This is a genomic window from Arsukibacterium sp. (assembly GCF_033721375.1).
Taxonomy (GTDB): Bacteria; Pseudomonadota; Gammaproteobacteria; order Enterobacterales; family Alteromonadaceae; genus Alishewanella.
This window is the reverse complement of the sequence record NZ_JAWWAP010000001.1, coordinates 396,002-413,099: the sequence shown is the minus strand read 5'-3', so window position 1 is coordinate 413,099 and position 17,098 is coordinate 396,002. Positions and strand designations below refer to the sequence as shown.

15 protein-coding genes are annotated in these 17,098 nt (G+C 49.6%); 8 read left to right on the top strand and 7 right to left on the bottom strand.

The annotated features are described in order from the left end of the window. The first annotated feature begins 12 nt into the window (after positions 1–12). From R3187_RS01915 to R3187_RS01895, 5 genes are all read left to right on the top strand, one after another. A complete protein-coding gene (locus R3187_RS01915; protein ID WP_318965004.1) occupies positions 13–1,320 on the top strand; it encodes an aminotransferase class V-fold PLP-dependent enzyme in 1,308 nt (435 codons plus the stop codon). An 89-nt stretch (positions 1,321–1,409) separates the two neighbouring features. Further along, on the top strand, positions 1,410–1,892 hold the full coding sequence (locus tag R3187_RS01910) for a DUF4199 domain-containing protein (RefSeq protein WP_318965003.1): 483 nt from the start codon (positions 1,410–1,412) through the stop codon (positions 1,890–1,892). A gap of 141 nt (positions 1,893–2,033) precedes the next feature. Continuing rightward, positions 2,034–2,888, top strand: a complete 855-nt coding sequence (locus R3187_RS01905) for an SPFH domain-containing protein (protein ID WP_318965002.1) — start codon at positions 2,034–2,036, stop codon at positions 2,886–2,888. Between the two features lie 23 nt (positions 2,889–2,911). Beyond that, positions 2,912–3,106, top strand: coding sequence for an Arc family DNA-binding protein (locus R3187_RS01900; RefSeq protein ID WP_318965001.1), 195 nt, complete (start codon positions 2,912–2,914; stop codon positions 3,104–3,106). 132 nt (positions 3,107–3,238) lie between these two features. Then, complete coding sequence (locus tag R3187_RS01895; RefSeq protein ID WP_318965000.1) at positions 3,239–3,775, top strand: DUF4426 domain-containing protein; 537 nt, start codon at positions 3,239–3,241, stop codon at positions 3,773–3,775. Between the two features lie 45 nt (positions 3,776–3,820). On the opposite strand, the gene R3187_RS01890 is transcribed toward R3187_RS01895, so the two are convergent. After that, positions 3,821–4,906 (bottom strand): acyl-CoA desaturase, encoded by a 1,086-nt coding sequence (locus tag R3187_RS01890; protein WP_318964999.1) that lies wholly within the window; start codon positions 4,904–4,906, stop codon positions 3,821–3,823. A 35-nt stretch (positions 4,907–4,941) separates the two neighbouring features. Next, positions 4,942–6,033, bottom strand: a complete 1,092-nt coding sequence (locus R3187_RS01885; RefSeq protein WP_318964998.1) for an iron-sulfur cluster-binding domain-containing protein — start codon at positions 6,031–6,033, stop codon at positions 4,942–4,944. A 330-nt stretch (positions 6,034–6,363) separates the two neighbouring features. Here R3187_RS01885 and R3187_RS01880 point away from each other — a divergent pair, with 330 nt between their 5' ends. Beyond that, positions 6,364–8,520: a tetratricopeptide repeat protein gene (locus R3187_RS01880; protein ID WP_318964997.1), complete on the top strand. Its 2,157-nt coding sequence runs from the start codon at positions 6,364–6,366 to the stop codon at positions 8,518–8,520. A 66-nt stretch (positions 8,521–8,586) separates the two neighbouring features. Here R3187_RS01880 and R3187_RS01875 read toward each other — a convergent pair whose 3' ends face one another. Continuing rightward, the gene (locus R3187_RS01875) at positions 8,587–9,594 is read right to left on the bottom strand and encodes a hypothetical protein (protein WP_318964996.1); all 1,008 of its coding nucleotides are present in this window, start codon (positions 9,592–9,594) and stop codon (positions 8,587–8,589) included. A gap of 256 nt (positions 9,595–9,850) precedes the next feature. Next, entirely contained in the window at positions 9,851–10,291 is a 441-nt protein-coding gene (soxR, locus tag R3187_RS01870) for a redox-sensitive transcriptional activator SoxR (protein WP_318964995.1), read from the bottom strand. Between the two features lie 268 nt (positions 10,292–10,559). Here soxR and R3187_RS01865 point away from each other — a divergent pair, with 268 nt between their 5' ends. Then, entirely contained in the window at positions 10,560–10,994 is a 435-nt protein-coding gene (locus R3187_RS01865; RefSeq protein ID WP_318964994.1) for a VOC family protein, read from the top strand. Positions 10,995–11,064: 70 nt separating this feature from the next. On the opposite strand, the gene R3187_RS01860 is transcribed toward R3187_RS01865, so the two are convergent. Both R3187_RS01860 and R3187_RS01855 read right to left on the bottom strand, forming a co-directional pair. Continuing rightward, a complete protein-coding gene (locus tag R3187_RS01860) occupies positions 11,065–14,343 on the bottom strand; it encodes a PDZ domain-containing protein (protein WP_318964993.1) in 3,279 nt (1,092 codons plus the stop codon). 150 nt (positions 14,344–14,493) lie between these two features. Beyond that, on the bottom strand, positions 14,494–15,459 hold the full coding sequence (locus tag R3187_RS01855) for a calcium/sodium antiporter (RefSeq protein ID WP_318964992.1): 966 nt from the start codon (positions 15,457–15,459) through the stop codon (positions 14,494–14,496). A gap of 197 nt (positions 15,460–15,656) precedes the next feature. On the opposite strand from R3187_RS01855, the gene R3187_RS01850 reads away from it, so the two are divergent. Then, the gene (locus tag R3187_RS01850; protein ID WP_318964991.1) at positions 15,657–16,556 is read left to right on the top strand and encodes a dienelactone hydrolase family protein; all 900 of its coding nucleotides are present in this window, start codon (positions 15,657–15,659) and stop codon (positions 16,554–16,556) included. Positions 16,557–16,577: 21 nt separating this feature from the next. Here R3187_RS01850 and R3187_RS01845 read toward each other — a convergent pair whose 3' ends face one another. Beyond that, on the bottom strand, positions 16,578–16,901 hold the full coding sequence (locus tag R3187_RS01845; RefSeq protein WP_318964990.1) for a TraR/DksA family transcriptional regulator: 324 nt from the start codon (positions 16,899–16,901) through the stop codon (positions 16,578–16,580). Positions 16,902–17,098 lie beyond the last annotated feature (197 nt).

Genomic DNA, 17,098 nt, shown 5'->3' with positions numbered 1-17,098 from the left:
CTGGTGGTTGCTATGCAACGTCGCGAATTTCTGACCAAATCCTCATTAGTGCTCGGTAGCAGCCTGCTGCCATTACCTGCGTTACTGCAAGCCAGTTCAGGGCAAAGTGCTACCGATATGCCGTTAAAACCCGGCGACTGGTCTGGTCTGCGCAAGCAGTTTGCGCTGAGCTATGATTTCATCCACCTGGCCACTTTTTTACTGGCCTCCCATCCCAAACCGGTTGCCGATGCCATTGCCAGGCACCGGCAAGCGTTTGATGTCAATCCGTCGGACTACTGGCATGAACATTTTATGACCATAGATGCTGATATTGCCGCAGCCGCTGCGCGTTACATGGGCGGTAAGGCTGAAAATATTGCCCTGACTGACAGCACCACCATGGGCCTGGCACTGGTATACAGTGGCTTGCAGTTAAGCCCGGGACATGAAATTCTGCAAACGGTACACGACCATTATTCAACCGACTTGTCGCTGCAATTACGTGCTGAGCGCACCGGTACCAGCGTGCGGCAGGTAGCGCTTTATGACAACCCGGCACAGGTCTCGGTGGATCAGGTGGTTAGCAGATTAAAAGCGGCCATCCGTGCTGCAACCAGAGTAGTAGCGGTCACCTGGGTGCACTCATCTACCGGGGTGAAGCTGCCGCTGCATGCCATTGCTGCTATGCTGGCCGACGTTAACCAGCAACGAGATGAAGCTGAGCAAATCCTGTTTTGTGTTGATGGCGTGCATGGCTTTGGTATTGAAGATATTGATGTATCGACCATCGGTTGTGACTTTTTTATTGCCGGCACCCACAAGTGGATATTCGGGCCGCGTGGCACCGGTTTGGTTTGGGGCAGTGATCGCGGCTGGTCGCGCTGCAAGGCCGTGATCCCCAGTTTCAGCCGCTCGTATGATGTCTGGCTGGGTGGCAGTACTCAGGATCAGGTTGCAATAGGCGAGCATATGACGCCAGGCGGCTTTCACTCATTTGAACACCGCTGGGCATTACCCGAAGCGTTTAAACTGCACCTGCAACTGGGTAAAGCGGATGTACAGCAGCGGATTCACCAGCTGAACACCGTTACTAAGCAGGGTTTACAGCAGATAAAAGGCGTAACCTTATATACACCAATGGCAACAGAGCTATCTTCAGGCCTGGTATGTTTTGATTACAAAACTATGGCCCCGGATGACGTGGTAAAAGCGATGCATAGCAAGGGCATTATAATGAGCAGCACGCCGTACCGTCAGTCATACGCCCGCTTTGCCCCCAGCCTGATTAATAATGAGCAGGAAATTGAGCAGACGCTGGCGGCATTGCGCACTGTTTAACATTGGCTTCGGTTCAAACAAGAGCAGTGGCTTTTACAGAAAAAAGCGCTATAGTTCTGCTGTGTCTAACCTAATAAGAACAATACGTTATGCAAAAACATCTGACTGAAATACGCTGGGGCATTATTTTTACCCTGGTGATGTTGTTATGGCTGTGGCTGGAGCATCTGGTCGGGCTGCACGGGCCATATATTGAGCACCATGCCACTTACACTAACCTGTTTGCGATTCCGGCTATTTTGATTTATGTGCTGGCGCTGCGCCAGAAAAAACGGCGTGATTATAACGGGGTGATGAGCTTTAAGCAGGGCATTGTTGCCGGTTTACTGATAACCCTGGTTGTCGTAGTACTAAGCCCGGTATCTCAATGGTTTTTCCATACGGTAATCAGCCCCGATTACTTTGCCAATGTCCAGGCTTATGCCGTGGCAGCGCAGATGATGACACAGGAAGAAGCCGCGGCGTACTTTAATTTACCAAGCTATATCGTCCAAAGCCTGATAGGCGCTGCAATTATGGGCAGTGTTACTTCGGTAATAGTGGCATTTTTCCTGCGCAGTAAAACCTCCTGACGTCAACTGCCCGCCGCACGGGTATCAATCCCCAGACAGTAAACGACAAAAAGCTGATTAAAAAATCAGCTTTTTTCTTGCCTTTTGAAAAATAACTATTAAAGTGATATCAAAATAATATCATATTAATGGGGTTTGATTATGTTGAAGGAACGAATGATTAACAGCAAAGGTGGCTTTGGTATGATTGGCGTGTTGCTGATCTTACAAGTGCTGATGGTGGCTGGCGTTGTAGTAATGCCAGGCGTGTTAAAGGCAGTGTTCGTATTGGGCGCTATAGTGGTACTGGTATGTTGGTTTGGTTTTTATATGGTGCACCCGAATCAGTCGGCGGTGTTGCAACTTTTTGGCCGCTACGTTGGCACTGATTTAAATAATGGCCTGCGCTGGTCTAACCCTCTGTATAGCAAGCAAAAAGTGTCGCTGAGGGTGCGTAACTTTGAAAGCAGCAAAATGAAGGTCAATGACAGCGCCGGTAATCCGGTAGAAATTGCTGCGGTGGTGGTCTGGAAAGTGGTCGACAGCGCCGAAGCGGTGTTTGAAGTCGATAACTATGAGAATTTTGTCAGCATTCAAAGCGAGTCGGCTATCCGGCATTTAGCCTCAAGCTATGCCTATGATGCCGGCAATGATGACGATATCAGTCTGCGCAGCAGCACCGATGATATTACAGAACTTCTAAAAAATGAGATCCAGGCGCGGCTGAACAAAGCCGGGGTGCAGGTGCTGGAGTCACGTATCAGCCACCTGGCTTACGCCCAGGAAATTGCCAGTGCTATGCTGCAGCGCCAGCAGGCAGCCGCTATTGTCGCGGCGCGTCGGCAGATTGTCGAAGGCGCGGTAGGCATGGTGGAGTCGGCGCTGGAACAGTTGTCAGCCCGTAATGTGGTAGAGCTTGATGATGAGCGCAAAGCGGCGATGGTAGGCAACTTACTGGTGGTATTGTGTGGCGATCATCATGTGCAGCCGGTACTGAATACCGGTAGTCTGTACTAGTAACACAAAGGGTGACCAAAGCAGTGGCAAAAAAAGCCTTCGCCTTACGGCTGGATGACAAAATGCTCAGCGCCCTGCAGCGCTGGGCTGATGATGAATTCAGAAGTGTTAACGGCCAGATAGAATATTTGCTGCATGACGCCCTGCGCAAAGCCGGGCGTCTGCCAGCAAAAACGGCAGATGATTCTGCTAGTGATGCTGACGACAACGCAACGTAAGCGACCAGCAAGATACCCAACGATCAACTATGCTTTATGTATTAACAGAGGTTATTGGCAAAGACACCATGTTTTTGGTGTCTGGAAGTTTGGCTGATAGCGTTCTGCTCAGTTAATCATCAGGAGTTGACTATGAGTATCGGACTTAAAATCCCAGTAAGAATGTTCATGCTTGCCGTTGTAATACTTGCCACTGCCGGCATTCTGAGCGGTTGTGACCGGGCAGGTCAGAGATTAGCCCCAGGCCCGGAAGATGCTGCTGCCGGTGATATTACCGGGCCAGATAAGCCGTTAGGGGAGGTCATGGAGTTTGATGGCTACACTATGCGGGCCAGTATCACCCGCGCCAGTGTATTAAACCAGAATATGGCGCAAAAGTATGGCATTGAGCAAAATCCTGATCTTGCGCTGTTGAACCTGGTTATTCAGGATAATAATGAGCCGCGCCAGGATGCCACGGTCAGCGCCAACCTGCTTGTCGAACATGCCAACCTGCTGGGACAGACTCAGGTAGTTGAAATGCGTGCAGCCGAGACAGATGGTTATATTTCCTATTACGGCACGCTGGATGCCAGCTCACAGCGGGTTTTCCAACTGGCGGTAAAGGCACAGCCGGCCGGAACAGAGCAGATGCTGGAAATGAATTTTGAAGTGCGGCTTAACTGGTAATATCTGCTAACTACCGAAGCTTAAGCCGCGCGGTTTACCTGGTTCTCATGATATTTTTACTGCTTTTGCGCCACCTGGCAACGAGTAGCGCATAATGCGCCAGAAAACGCTGCTGTACTGGCTCAGAAAACTACCGGTGTTGTAGCTGATGCCATATTTTTCAGCGATAGCCTGTACCTGCTGTGCCATCGCCGGGTAATGCCTGGCCGGAATATCCGGAAATAAATGATGTTCAATCTGGCAGCTCAGATGGCCGGTCAGGATATGCAGCCAGGTGGGGCCGGTAAAGTTAGAAGAGCCTAACATCTGGCGGTAATACCACTGACCACGGCTTTCGTTCTCGCACTGGGCAACAGTAAAGGTATGCACCTCTTTGGTAAAATGGCCGCAGAAAATAACCGTTGAAGTCCATAAATTACGCAGCAAATTGGCCAGTAAGTTACCACTTAACACCCACAGCCACATTGGTCCGGCAATCAGCGGAAAGAACAGATAGTCTTTTAGCAACTGGCGGGCGCCTTTGCTGAAAAAGGCACGCTTCAGTTCACTGTCAGAGATCTGAGAGTGACGATCTGCTTTTTTGTTACCGGCAAACACCCGTTGTGCTGCCAGCTCGTGATATGACACCCCCCATTGAAATAACATACTCAGCAGCAGGTAAGTACCACCCTGCCACAGATTACGCAGCCGCCAGCGGAAATCGTTACTTAAGCGTAGCAGGCCATAACCAAAATCACGGTCTTTGCCAATAATATTGGTATACGTATGGTGCTCATAATTATGAGTGCGCTGCCACGAGCCGGCATCACAGGCAATATCCCATTCAAAGCGTCTGGAATGCAGTACCGGATCATTCAGCCAGTCATACTGACCGTGCAGCACATTATGGCCAATTTCCATATTGTCGAGAATTTTGGCCAGTGCCAGTAACAGCACACCAATAAGCCATAACCAGGGCGTAATAAAGCCCAGCACCATTAACACCCGGCCGCTAAGGGCGCTCATGCGTTGCACCAGCAGCACCCGGCGGATATAACGCGCATCGGCATCGCCCAGTTGCTGTTGTACCTGTTGTTTTAAACTGTCGAGCTCATGTTCAAGCGCGCTAAATTGTTCTGTAGAAAGTTTCATCACAGCTCCTGTTACAGCTTCTGTTACAGCTTATTTTATAGCTTAACCACGAGTTCAGTTACCGGCTGGCTGACACACAGCTGAATTTGCTCAAAGCCATGGCCACTTAAGGCGCCGCTTCTAATATCGCGCACCTGGCCGGACACCTTGTCGCAGACGCACTGAAAACACACACCCATCCTGCAACCAAAGCGGGCGTTAAGGCCATGCTCTTCAGCGTTTTGCAGCAGGCTTTGCTGAGCGTTTAATAACACCGTTTTACTGATGCCGGCACTGATAAAGTGGCCGCTAAGTGGCTGGTTTCCAGCGGCAGCAGTAACGGCTGCTGGTATGGTTAAGCCAAATTGTTCCTGCTGAATATGGCCGGCAGTAACGCCACTTTTTAAAAGTATGGCGCGAGTCTGCTGCATAAACCCGGCAGGTCCGCACAGGTACAATTGCTTGCTGGCCACATCGCCAGCCAGTTGCTGCTGCCAGCTTCCGGCAGGTTCTGTGCTGCTATCAGACAGATATAAAGTAAACATCGGCTGGCTGGCCGCCAGCTGGTTAAGTTCAGTTAACAGCGCCGCATTTTCGGGGCCGCGGCAGCGGTAATACAGAATTACCGGCGCCAGCCAGTGGCGCTGGCTTAGCAGCATCGCCGCAATCGGGGTAATGCCCGAGCCCGCGGCAATAAACACCGCAGGCAGGGCAGGCTGCTGCCAGTGAAAATCACCCTGGGCCCGGCTGATATTAATGTCGCTGTGTTGGTGTAATGCGGCTAACAGCGGAGTGACTTCACCAGCCGGATTAACTTTGCAGCACAGCTGTATTTGCTGCCGGCTTTGCCACAGTTTCAGCGAAGAGCAGATACTAAAAGGGCGGCTAAGGTAACGGCCATCATGCTTAATGGCTAACATAATATGCTGGCCTGGCACAAAGCCCGGCCAGCGGCCTGAGACATCTAAGGTAAGCTGCAGCATATCCGGCGTTTGCCACTGCCGGCTTAAAAGCCTTGCCCGATACAGCCCGGGTAAAAAACCGGGCCAAAGTCGTTGTAATAACGGTAGCAAGTACAGGGTTAAAGACGGCTGGTTTGCCAGCATTAAACAAAAGGCGCGCCAAAGGCGGGGTAAATTCAGTTTCACTATCGTTATCTACTATACGCTGATATTAAGGGGTATTTTCAGCGCACAGTTGTACACTAAAATATCTGATTTGGCCAGTTTGAATTATTATTTATTTTCATAATTAGTTTTAATTAATTGAATTTAAAGAACTTAAGCTATATTATTAAAATGGCATTTAAAATAAATTCAGTGAACAGTTGTCCATTTTTTTTGAAGGCTAACGGTGTTCACCTGGGGCGGGGTCGTTAAAGTTCAGTCAAACACGGCCCATCACGGCTGGGGTTGTTGTGGAAATCCGGGTTGTTGACTAGGCTTTATATATTCGATGCCTCTAAAGTCTATCCTATTTTGAAAACCTTTCTTAGCGAGCTAAAACGGCGTGCCGTGTTTAAATCAACCCTGGTTTATCTGGCGCTTAGCTGGTTACTACTGCAGGTTATTGCGGTGTTAACCAGTACGCTGGCACTTAACCCTTTGCTGGGTTCGGCTGTTTTTGTGCTGCTGATGTGCTGCCTGCCGCTGGTTATCTATCTGGCCTGGTATTGTGATATTAGTTTTGGCGGCATTAAACGCACGGCCAGTGCTAATCAGCAGGATAAGCCCGCTGCAGCGCCCGGGGCCAGCCAGTGGGCCGGTTTGCTGTTGGTTATGCTGGTCTGTGGCTATGTTGGCATTGAGTACTATGGCGTACTTGAGCAGCAACAGCTGGCAAAGCAACAGGCATTAACTGAAGCGCGCCAGGCCAGTACCAGCACCATTGCGGTATTGCCATTTAGTGATGATAGCGAGGCACAGGATCAGGGCTATTTAGCGCTGGGCTTAGCAGAGGAAATGACCAGCTTACTGGGTAGTGCCGCTAATTTTAAAGTATCGGCCTCGCGCTCCAGCCAGTTTTTAAGCGAACAGGGCTTAACCGCGCAGCAGATTGGTCAGCGCCTGCAGGTTGATACCGTGCTGACCGGCAGCGTTAAGGCAAGCGGCCAGCGACTAAAAGTGCGGGTGCAGTTGCTGGATGTTAAAAGCGGCGGCACCCTGTGGAGCAACAGCTACGCCCGTGAGTTAGCTGACGTGGCGAAGTTGGAGCAGGATATTGGCCGCTCGGTGGTAAACCAGTTACAGGATAAATATGCAGAGGCCGGCAGTTTTAATGCCCTTGCCAGTACCCGTAATGCCGATGCCTATGTGCTGTATTTAAAAGGCCGTGAGCAGTACCGCAAACAAACCACTGAATCTATGCAGCAAGCCCGCCAGTTATTCGAGCAGGCAGTTGCACTCGACCCGGAATATGCCAATGGGTATGTGGGGCTGGCGGATACGTTATTGTTACTGTCAGAAATTCGAGAAGGCTTCGGTATTATTAAAACTGATATTGCAGCAAACCTCGCTCAGCAAAATATTGATAAAGCATTAGCTCGTCAGCCAGAAATGGCTGAGGCGCATCTGGTAAATGGATTTGTTTCATATGTACAAAATGAATTTGATCACGCTATTACTGACTATGATCGAGCGATTGAGCTCAATCCCAGTCTGGCGATTGCCTATATGTGGAAGTTTCTGGCGTTAAATTCTCTGCAGCGCTTTGATGAATCGTTGCAAGCTTTAGAGCAGGCCGAGCAACTTGATCCATTATTTCAGACTAACACTTATAATCTGGGGCGCGCACTAACCCGGGCTGGCCGCTTTGACGAAGCGGCAGCTATTTTTAAACAAATGCAACTGGACTTCCCGCAGTCACCTTTTCCACACCAGGGCTTAGCCGATATCTATTTTAGTCAGGGTAATTTAGTCGGTGCTATTGCTGAAGCACAAAAAGCAATAAAACTCTCGCCTGACAATCATGCTTTGGGCCATAAATTAATCAGCCCAATGGTAAATCTGGGACTCACTAATATTGTTAAAAAAATGGCTAAAGAGCCGGAGTGGGCCAGTACTACTGATTTTTATCAGGAAACACTATTAATTTTTGAACAAGATTTTACCGCATTATTTGCACGAATGGATTTTAAGTTGGCAAGCAATCCAGATGATTATTGGCTGCAGTTTGAGGCAGGCTGGTATCAGGCGATGTTTGGTGATAAACAGCAGGCGCTAAAATTGTTTACCGATAAATTTGACTTGGTTGACGAGGCAGAGCGGTTTGGTATGCCGCATTGCTCACCAGCCATTGAAGTGGCCTGGGCTGAGCTTGAACGGGGTAATAGCGCAGTAGCACAAAGTTTAATTGAGCAGTGCCAAAGCTTATTAGCGCAGCAGCTGCAATCTTCGATAACCTATTTTGAACTGCATTATTTGGCAGCCCGGATTTATGCGTTAGAAGGTAAGCCAACTGAAGCTGTTCAGTCGCTGACCAAGGCGATTGATATTGGCTGGCGGGAATACTGGACCAAATATGACCCATTGCTGGCAAGCCTGGCCAATGAACCTGAATTTCAGCAGTTAATTCACTTTCTAGATCAGGATTTAGCGCGGCAAAAAGCCGAGGCGCTAAAGTTATTTACTGAGTAATATCATTTTAAAAACAAAACAGGCTTGAGCCTGTTTTGTTTTAATAAAAGTTTCAGGGAGAGAATATCAGCTTTGAGTTTTAAACTGCCTTCTTAAGCCCATAGCGAATAAGCCCATCACCAATAGCGCAATAGAGCCTGGCGCATTTACCGGGGTAACCGGGCCGTCAATGGCCGGCAGAATACGCAGCATTTCACCATCAGAGAAAAACGAAAGTGGCGGGTTATTCACTTCTGAATCGTTTCTGTCGACATTGGTATAGCCACAGACCTCAATAAAGGGGTCAATGCCAGCATCCGGATTGTCCGGGTCGAAGTCAGGATTCGGCTTTTCAATACATTTTTGCTCGAATACTATTTCGTCCCCTGGCTGGTTACTGGTCCAGAAAAATCGGCCGGCGCTGGACGATAAGCTGACAGAAACATAAGCCATATAGTCACCCGGGGCAAAAGCCATAGTAGGTGGTGTATTTAAGGTTACCCAACCATTATTAATGGTACCATCCGGCGTCACCAGATCGCCTGCGGTATTAATATCGCCGGGCAGGGAAACGTCATCGATTAACCAGCGTACGTTGTAGCTAACATCTGGCGTATTAAAATACAGACTAAAAAAACCAAACATCGATAGCGCATCACCCTGGTTAAATTCCCAGACGCAGGGCTCGCCGTAAATTGCGAACTCTAATGCGGCGATGCCGACGTTTAATTCGTCTTCAGTGATTAAACCGTTATCAAAGTCTTGGTACAGAAAGTTTATTTCCTGGTCTAAGTTATCTAAATCATCCTGGGTATAACCTTTAATACAGTCATTAGGCACGGCACCCAAACCTCTGCCACCGCCGCCAACGGCCCGCACTATGCTATTGGCTGCTTTCGGGCTATCAAAATCAAAAGCCGACTCAATAATGCCGACCTCGTTTAAATACTGGTTATCAACATAGTAAAAAGCCTGGGAGAAATTGGCGCTGAAATCGCCTCTGCCGCCGGTTCTGACCAGGCCCGCCTCAGCAAACTGGCTAAATAAAAACAGCACCAATAAAGGCAAGGTAAGTAGTTTTAGTTTAGTAGACATAGATATTCCTTAACAGTAACGATACAACGTATGCGTTATTCTCACCACTTACGACATGGCAGGAATGGGTAAGCTACAGGTACTGCATTAGGAGGGTGTTAAGGTAGCTGGTTAACAACTAAGCAAGATTTACACCGGAAAAATAATAGGTTTAGTATACAAGTACCTACTACTTTAGATTGTTTAAATTGGGCTGGATTTGTAAAAGAGCCTGACGGATCTGGCTTAGGTTAACATACTACGCCTGGTGCCGGCTTTATGCCTGATCCAGTAGCACCGGGCCGCTGCCCCTAGCACTTAATACATCTTGCGGATTATACAGCGGGCAGCTGTTCATGCTCAGGCAACCACAGCCAATACAGCCGGTTAGCTGGTCGCGCAGCTTTTGCATATAGCTAATTCGGGCATCGAGCATTTGCTGCCAGTTGGTTGATAGCAATTGCCAGTCTTCGGTGGTGGGGGTGCGGTTATCCGGCAGCGACAAAAAGGCCTGCTTTACTTCTTCCAGGCCGATGCCCAGTTTTTGAGCGGCTTTAATGATTGAAATACGCCGCAGCACTTCAGGTTTATAACGGCGCTGATTGCCGTTATTGCGCCAGCTTTTAATCAGGCCTTTTTGTTCGTAAAAGTGCAGCGTACTGACCTTAACGCCACAACGTTTCGCCACACGGCCGACACTCCAGGTTGCTTCTGCCATATTCTGCTCCGCAATTTTTTTACGCCAACCTTAAAAAAACACTTTACCTCAACTTAGCTTGAGGTTTTAACCTGCCGGTCGAATTAATGCAAGGAGAAATGCAATGACGTACCCGCCAGACCACGAACTGCCGCGCTGCCGCAGTTTTTTATGCCATTTATTCCGGTTGTTTAACCGGGCTATGCAAAATAAATAACGCAAAACAAGTAGCGCAAAACAAATAGTCCGAAACAAGTAATTCAAAACACATAACGAGTAGGAGATAACAATGTATCTGGAACATGTGAATTTAGTGGTAGCGGATATGGACGCCATGCTGCATTTTTACCGCGCGGCTTTCCCGCACTGGCGCATTCGGGATGAAGGCGAGGGCGAGTGGTATGGCAAGCCGCGCAAATGGCTGCATTTTGGCGACGATTATCACTATCTGGCACTGAGCGATCACGGTGAGGGCAGCAATCGCGAGTTGGCGGGGCATAGTGTTGGGTTTGCTCATTTTGCTTATGTGACGACTAACCTGGATGCGGTGATTGCCCGGCTGAAGAATACCGGTTATGCCATTGCCAAAACGGGTGCTGACGAGCCGTATCGGAAAAACATTTACTTTGTCGACCCGGCCGGCTTTGAAGTGGAGTTTATTGAATATTTAAGTGATATTCCGGCCGAGCGGAATTTAAACCAGGAAAAGCTCATTTTAAGGTGATATGAAAAGTCTGGCTTTTCAGGCTAAAAAAAAACCGCTGCATTGCAGCGGTTTTTTTTTAGCCTGAAGGTTACAAACCCAGTTTGGTCGGCATAGCCGGCGCCTTACTGTGATCTTTCGGCGGATTGGCTTTCAGCTCTTTTAACGTATGCTCGATAGCCCGGTTTAACTGGACATCGATGCCTTTATTGACCGCGATAGGGTCGAGCTCGACCACGATATCCGGGGCGACACCTTCGTTTTCTACCCGCCATTCACCATCCGGCGTGTAGAAGCGGAAGAACGGCACCACATGGAAGCCACCGTCAATCATTGGCGGGTTGGCGGAAATACCAATTAAGCCACCCCAGGTGCGGGTGCCGATAGTAGTCCCCAGGTCGAGGCGTTTAAAGGCCCACGGCAGGAAGTCGCCACCTGAGCCGGCATCCTGATCAATCAGCATGGTTTTCGGGCCATAAATACCGGCGCCCGGTGTGGTAAAGATCAGCCCATCGCGGTCTTTCCAGCCGGATAAAAACGGCCGGGCCAGAATTTCGGTAATGTAATTGGCTGCCTGGCCACCCCCGTTTTTGCGCTCATCCAGAATGACCGCCGGTTTATCGGTTTGAGCAAAGAACATCCGGTTAAAGAAGTAAAAGCCACCATCAGCGGTATTGGGCAAATAAACATAGGCTACCTTGCCATCTGTTTTGTCACTAACCAGCTTGCGGTTTTGCTCTACCCAGTGCCACAAACGCAGCTGACTTTCACTGGCTACCGGCTCTACCGTAATATTGCGCTGGTTTTTACCACGGGCATCGTCGGCAATGCGCAGTACCACTTGTTTGCCCTGAGTATTATCTAACAGCGAGTACACATTATCGCTGGCGTTCAATTCCTGGCCATTGATGGCCAGTAAATAATCGCCGGCTTCGGCACTGGCACCCGGCACGCTTAGCGGTGCTTTTAAAAACGGGCTCCAGCGATCGCCGGTATAAACTGTTTTAAACTGATATTTGCCGTTGTTAATTGCAAAATCAGCACCGAGTAAACCGACTTTGCTGCTGCCTTCCTGATGAACATCGCCACCGCCAATCCGGTTATGGCCAACCTGCAGCTCGGCAATCATTTGCACCAGCACGTCGTTTAAGTCTTCCCGGCGCTGGACATGAGCGAGCATGGGCTGGTATTTATCGTAAATGGCCTGCCAGTTAATGCCATGCATATCGGCATCGTAAAAGTATTCCTGCTGCATGCGCCAGGCATCATCAAAAATCTGCTGCCATTCTTCAGCCGGGTCAACGAAGCTACGTACTTCAGCTAACGACACCGCTTTCGCCTCTGGTTTGGCTTTAGCATCACCCACTTCCAGCTTATTAGGCATGCTAACCATTAAGATTTTTTTACCATCGGCACTTAAGGTGTAACTGGCGATATCCTGCTTAACGCTCTCGGCCTTTTTCTCTTCAAAATCAAACCGGTGTAACGTGGCAGTGTTGCGACCATCGCTGCCTGGCAGCTCGTTGCTGCTGCCTGGCTGAGTCCGCTCCAGATAAAACAGCGCACCGTCGCTGGCCACTGATAAGTTATCGTAGTTGCGCTCGGCGACCGGAATGGCAACAATCCGATCCTGCAGGCCATTTAAGTCAAGTTTTACCGGTTTTATTGTCGGTTTATCATCATCTTTACCTTTTTTATCGTCTTTTTTATCGTCTTTGGCGGCAGCGGATTTTGCCGGCTCATCGCCACTTTCCGGCAGCAACGGCGATTTACCGTCACTGGCCAGCACATAAGCATAAATGGCTTTGCGCACCGGCCGCTCGCGGGTCGATAAATCCAGGCCAACCTGTGATGGGCCAGTATTTACCGACGCGGTAAAGTACAGGTAGTCCTGGGTAAATACCGGATCGTCTGCTTCGCTCATACCATCGGTGATCTGGCTGGTTTTATTATTCTGAAAATCAAACAATTTGATCTGACTAAAATAATTGGTACCGGCGACGGTATAGGCCAGGTAGCGGCTGTCTGGTGAGAATGACACGTTAAAATCGGTGCGCCGCAGAGACGTATCGAGTTTCTGGCTGCGCTTGGTTTTCAGGTTGAAGGCATACAGATTTAAATGATTATCATGATAAGCAATCAGGTTGCCATCAGGTGAGAAACTCAGCAGGTTAAAATAGCCGCTGTCGGCCAGAGGATAGACCTCTGGCTCGCTTAAACCATCCTGGTTTTCCAATACCAGCTGATGCTTATTGCCCTTATCGGAAATATAGGCCACCTGCTTGCCATCCGGGCTCCATAAGCCGTCGAATTCCCGCACGCCGCTGGTTTGTGTCAGGTTACGGGTGCTGCCGTCTTTTACCGGTACGGTAAAAACATCGCCGCGGGCACTGACTACCACCCGCTGGCCGGTAGTTGACAGCCGGACGCTGGTTAAGGTTTTACTGGCATCCTTCCACTGCGGCCGTTTCTGAGCTGACTGAGTGCTGATATTGATAGCAATGGGCTTACTCTGGCCGCTGCTGACATCAAACTGATGCAAATAGCCACCGGCTTCATAGACAATGCTGTTGCCATGGCCAGCCGCGCTGCGCAGATCCCAGTCGGTATTATTGGTCAGCTGCTTAACCTGTTTGTCGCGATACTGAAACAAGTTAACTGCCACGTTGTCCCGATCAGATAAAAAATAGACCGTATCACCCAGCCAGAACGGATTAAATTCGTTGGCATTAGGGTGCGGGATTTTCTCCAGCTGCTGTTTTTCTAAATCAATAATCCAGACCGGTGGCGTGCTGCCACCACGATGCAAACGCCAGCCACTGGCGCCGCTGTAGGCCATATTATTAGGGCGATAAGCCAGTTTATTACCGTTATCAGATAGCTGCCCTTCATAAGCGACCGCTTCCATTAACTTAGCCGGGTAACCACCGTCAACACTTATCTGATACAGCTGATTACTGCGGCTGTTAGCAATTTCCCGGTTTGAAGCAAATAGTACTTTTTTGCCATCCGGGCTCCAGCCGTTAACAGTATCGGCAGACGGATGAAAAGTCAGCCGGGTAGCCGGGCCACCAGTTGCCGGCATAACATAGACATCGGTGTTGTTGTTATAGCTGGCAGAGAAGGCAATCCAGTTACCGTCAGGTGAGAACGACGGCGCAAATTCACTGGCCGGATCGCTGGTAAGCTGACGTGGGTTCTGGCCATTGCGGTCGGTTAACCAGATATCGCCGCCATAAACGAAGGCCAGATGATTTGCAGAGATATCAGGTTGTTGCAGCAGACGGCTGCCATCATTTGCGGCGGCTGTGGCTGCAGTCAGACCAAGAGCAATGCAGCAGAGCATCGCCAGTTTTTTGGGTTTAAACATGAGTGTCCCCTGAGTTTTTATTGTGATATTGGCATTTTAATTCCAACAAGTAATAGCACAGGGTAGGGATAGCTGTTGGCAAAAAACTGTAAGCAGAGTTTTCTGTGCGACTAATGTAAGCCACAAGTCGCACAGAAATAGAGGGAGGTATCAGAACGCAGTGCTGATCAAATAACCGGTATAGCCAAAAAATACCGCCAGCAATAAAGCGCCTTCCAGCCGGTTAATCCGGCCCGCTTTTTTGATGCCGATACCCAGCACCAGCAACGCCACTGTTAAGCCGAACATCAGGGTCCAGTCGCGGCTGAGCACCAGTGAATCGACCGCCATCGGCTGTATTAAAGCAGCAATACCCACCACGGCTAAAGTATTGAACAGGTTAGAGCCAATAATATTGCCAAGGGCGATATCATGCTCGCCTTTTTTAATCGCCATTAACGACGAGGCCAGTTCTGGTAACGACGTACCCACGGCCACCACAGTCAGGCCGATGACCAGATCACTGACCCCCAGACCCTGAGCAATATAGACGGCGCCATACACCAGAAAACGTGAGGCCACAATCAGCAGTACCAGGCCGAGCACCAGCCAGAGCAGGGCCTGTTTTAAGGTCATGCTGTTGCTGCTAAGCTCAGTGTTAACGTCGGCTGCCAGCGCATCCTGCGGGTTGCGCATACCCTGCCAGACTGACCAGGCCATGACGAAAGCAAACACTGCCAGTAGACACCAGGCGTCTAACCGGCTTAACTGATGGTCAAACATTTGCCAGCCGGCAAACAGGGTAATGGCCAGCAGCAAAGGCAGTTCTTTTTTCAGTACCTGGGAGTGCACATTGATGGGGCTTATCAGCGCAACTAAACCAATAATCAGCGCAATATTGGTAATATTCGAGCCATAGGCATTACCGAGAGCCAAAGCAGGGTTGCCATCAGCCGCAGCCATGGCGGAAACCACCATTTCCGGTGCCGAGGTACCAAAGCCGACCACCAGCATGCCAATTAATAACGGTGGCATGCCACCAAAACGGGCCGCCGCGGCGGCACCGTCAACAAAACGATCTGCACTCCAGACTAATAACGCCAAGCCGGAAATTAACGCTAACACTGCCAGTAACATAATTTTTCCTGTTTTTCTCCCATACCAATAATGTTGATTAGCATATCAGTTGCCATGCTGTTTACCAGTGGGCAGGCAGCTAGCTGCGAACTATTTTTTTACCGTTATACTAAACTTCAGTTACGTGCCCAGCGTACCGGAATTTGCATGCGTTATTGCTATCGTAAATCAGACAACTGGAAACCAGGAACAAAACTATGAATAACAATAAAAAAGTACAACCTGCCGCAATACCGGAAAAAGCTTATGAATTATATGATAAATACGCTCATGGCATGATAAATCGCCGGGATTTTCTAACCGCTGTTGGCGGCCTGGCAATCGGTACTGCCACAGCGGCCAGTATTCTGGGTGCGCTACTGCCTAATTACGCGCTGGCCGAGCAGGTGTCGTTTAATGATCCTGATATTACCGCAACCTATCAGACATTCCCTTCGCCGGAGGGGCATGGTGAAGGCCGGGGTTATTTAGTCAAGCCGGCAAAGCCAGGCGCAAAGTTGCCTGCGGTGCTGGTAATTCACGAAAACCGCGGTTTAAACCCGTATATTGAAGATGTGGCCCGGCGGTTGGCCAAGGCTGGCTTTATTGCGTTTGCGCCCGATGCGCTTTGGCCACTTGGCGGTTATCCTGGCAATGATGATGATGGCCGGCAAATGCAGCGCAGTATGGATGGCCAGAAAATCATTGCTGATTTAAAAGCCGCAGCGCTGTGGTTGAATAAGCTCGATGGCACCACTGGCAAACTGGGCGTGGTCGGCTTTTGTTTTGGCGGGGCCATGACCAACTTACTGGCAGCCGAATTACCGGATGTGGTGGACGCCGGCGTGCCTTTTTACGGCTCACCGCCACCGGCAGATAAAATCGCGGATATTAAAGCGCCACTGCTGGTGCAGCTGGGCGAGCTGGATGAGCGGGTGAATGCAAGGTGGCCGGAGGCCGAAGCGTTGCTGCAGCAGCATAATGTGCAATTTACTGTGCACCGTTATGCCGATTCGCACCATGGTTTTCATAACGACTCTACTGCCCGCTACAATAAAGAAATGGCCGAACTGGCGTGGCAGCGCACGCTGGCGTTTTTCCGGCAGCATCTTGGCTGAAGGTTGCCGGAGGCTATCCGGTTATACCGGTGTATTGGCGCAGCTGATACACAAGGTGGTGAAGGGCACGGCATTTAACCGCTCCAGGCCAATGTCCTCACCACAGCGACTGCAATACAGATACTCACCATGTTCCATCCGTTGCAGCGCAATATTAATTTGCTTCAGCTCTTCTGCCGCGTTGTATTCCAGCGAGTTCAGCACCTGTTCGTTTTCCCGCTCAGCAGCCTGCTCGGCGGCATCAGCGCTGCGGCCCTGCTGAAAATCGTGATGAATGGCGTTTAGCTGGCGCTCTAACTGCATCTTCTGCACGATTAATTTATGCTTTAATTCCTGTAGTGGCATAGCGCCTCCATTTTCTATTGTTTTGTAAAGCATAGACGCCTTTTGCTGATCAGGGGTTGATCTGGCGCAATCTCAGAGTAGCCGGTAATGAGCGGTTTTCCGGGCGTAAGATTTTGATAAGCAATTCATCCGTTAAACATCAGCTTGCACAGCTGTTGTTATGACTGCCTTTTTCATATCCTGACTTATCACTTCAC

What these genes read in the sequence shown, in the direction of transcription:
- R3187_RS01905 (WP_318965002.1), top strand. Translation starts at nt 2,034, where the DNA reads ATGTTGAAGGAACGAATGATTAACAGCAAAGGTGGCTTTGGTATGATT.
- R3187_RS01910 (WP_318965003.1), top strand. Translation starts at nt 1,410, where the DNA reads ATGCAAAAACATCTGACTGAAATACGCTGGGGCATTATTTTTACCCTG.
- R3187_RS01915 (WP_318965004.1), top strand. Translation starts at nt 13, where the DNA reads ATGCAACGTCGCGAATTTCTGACCAAATCCTCATTAGTGCTCGGTAGC.
- R3187_RS01855 (WP_318964992.1), bottom strand. Translation starts at nt 15,459, where the DNA reads ATGTTACTGGCAGTGTTAGCGTTAATTTCCGGCTTGGCGTTATTAGTC.
- R3187_RS01865 (WP_318964994.1), top strand. Translation starts at nt 10,560, where the DNA reads ATGTATCTGGAACATGTGAATTTAGTGGTAGCGGATATGGACGCCATG.
- R3187_RS01850 (WP_318964991.1), top strand. Translation starts at nt 15,657, where the DNA reads ATGAATAACAATAAAAAAGTACAACCTGCCGCAATACCGGAAAAAGCT.
- R3187_RS01860 (WP_318964993.1), bottom strand. Translation starts at nt 14,343, where the DNA reads ATGTTTAAACCCAAAAAACTGGCGATGCTCTGCTGCATTGCTCTTGGT.
- R3187_RS01890 (WP_318964999.1), bottom strand. Translation starts at nt 4,906, where the DNA reads ATGAAACTTTCTACAGAACAATTTAGCGCGCTTGAACATGAGCTCGAC.
- R3187_RS01875 (WP_318964996.1), bottom strand. Translation starts at nt 9,594, where the DNA reads ATGTCTACTAAACTAAAACTACTTACCTTGCCTTTATTGGTGCTGTTT.
- R3187_RS01845 (WP_318964990.1), bottom strand. Translation starts at nt 16,901, where the DNA reads ATGCCACTACAGGAATTAAAGCATAAATTAATCGTGCAGAAGATGCAG.
- soxR (WP_318964995.1), bottom strand. Translation starts at nt 10,291, where the DNA reads ATGGCAGAAGCAACCTGGAGTGTCGGCCGTGTGGCGAAACGTTGTGGC.
- R3187_RS01895 (WP_318965000.1), top strand. Translation starts at nt 3,239, where the DNA reads ATGAGTATCGGACTTAAAATCCCAGTAAGAATGTTCATGCTTGCCGTT.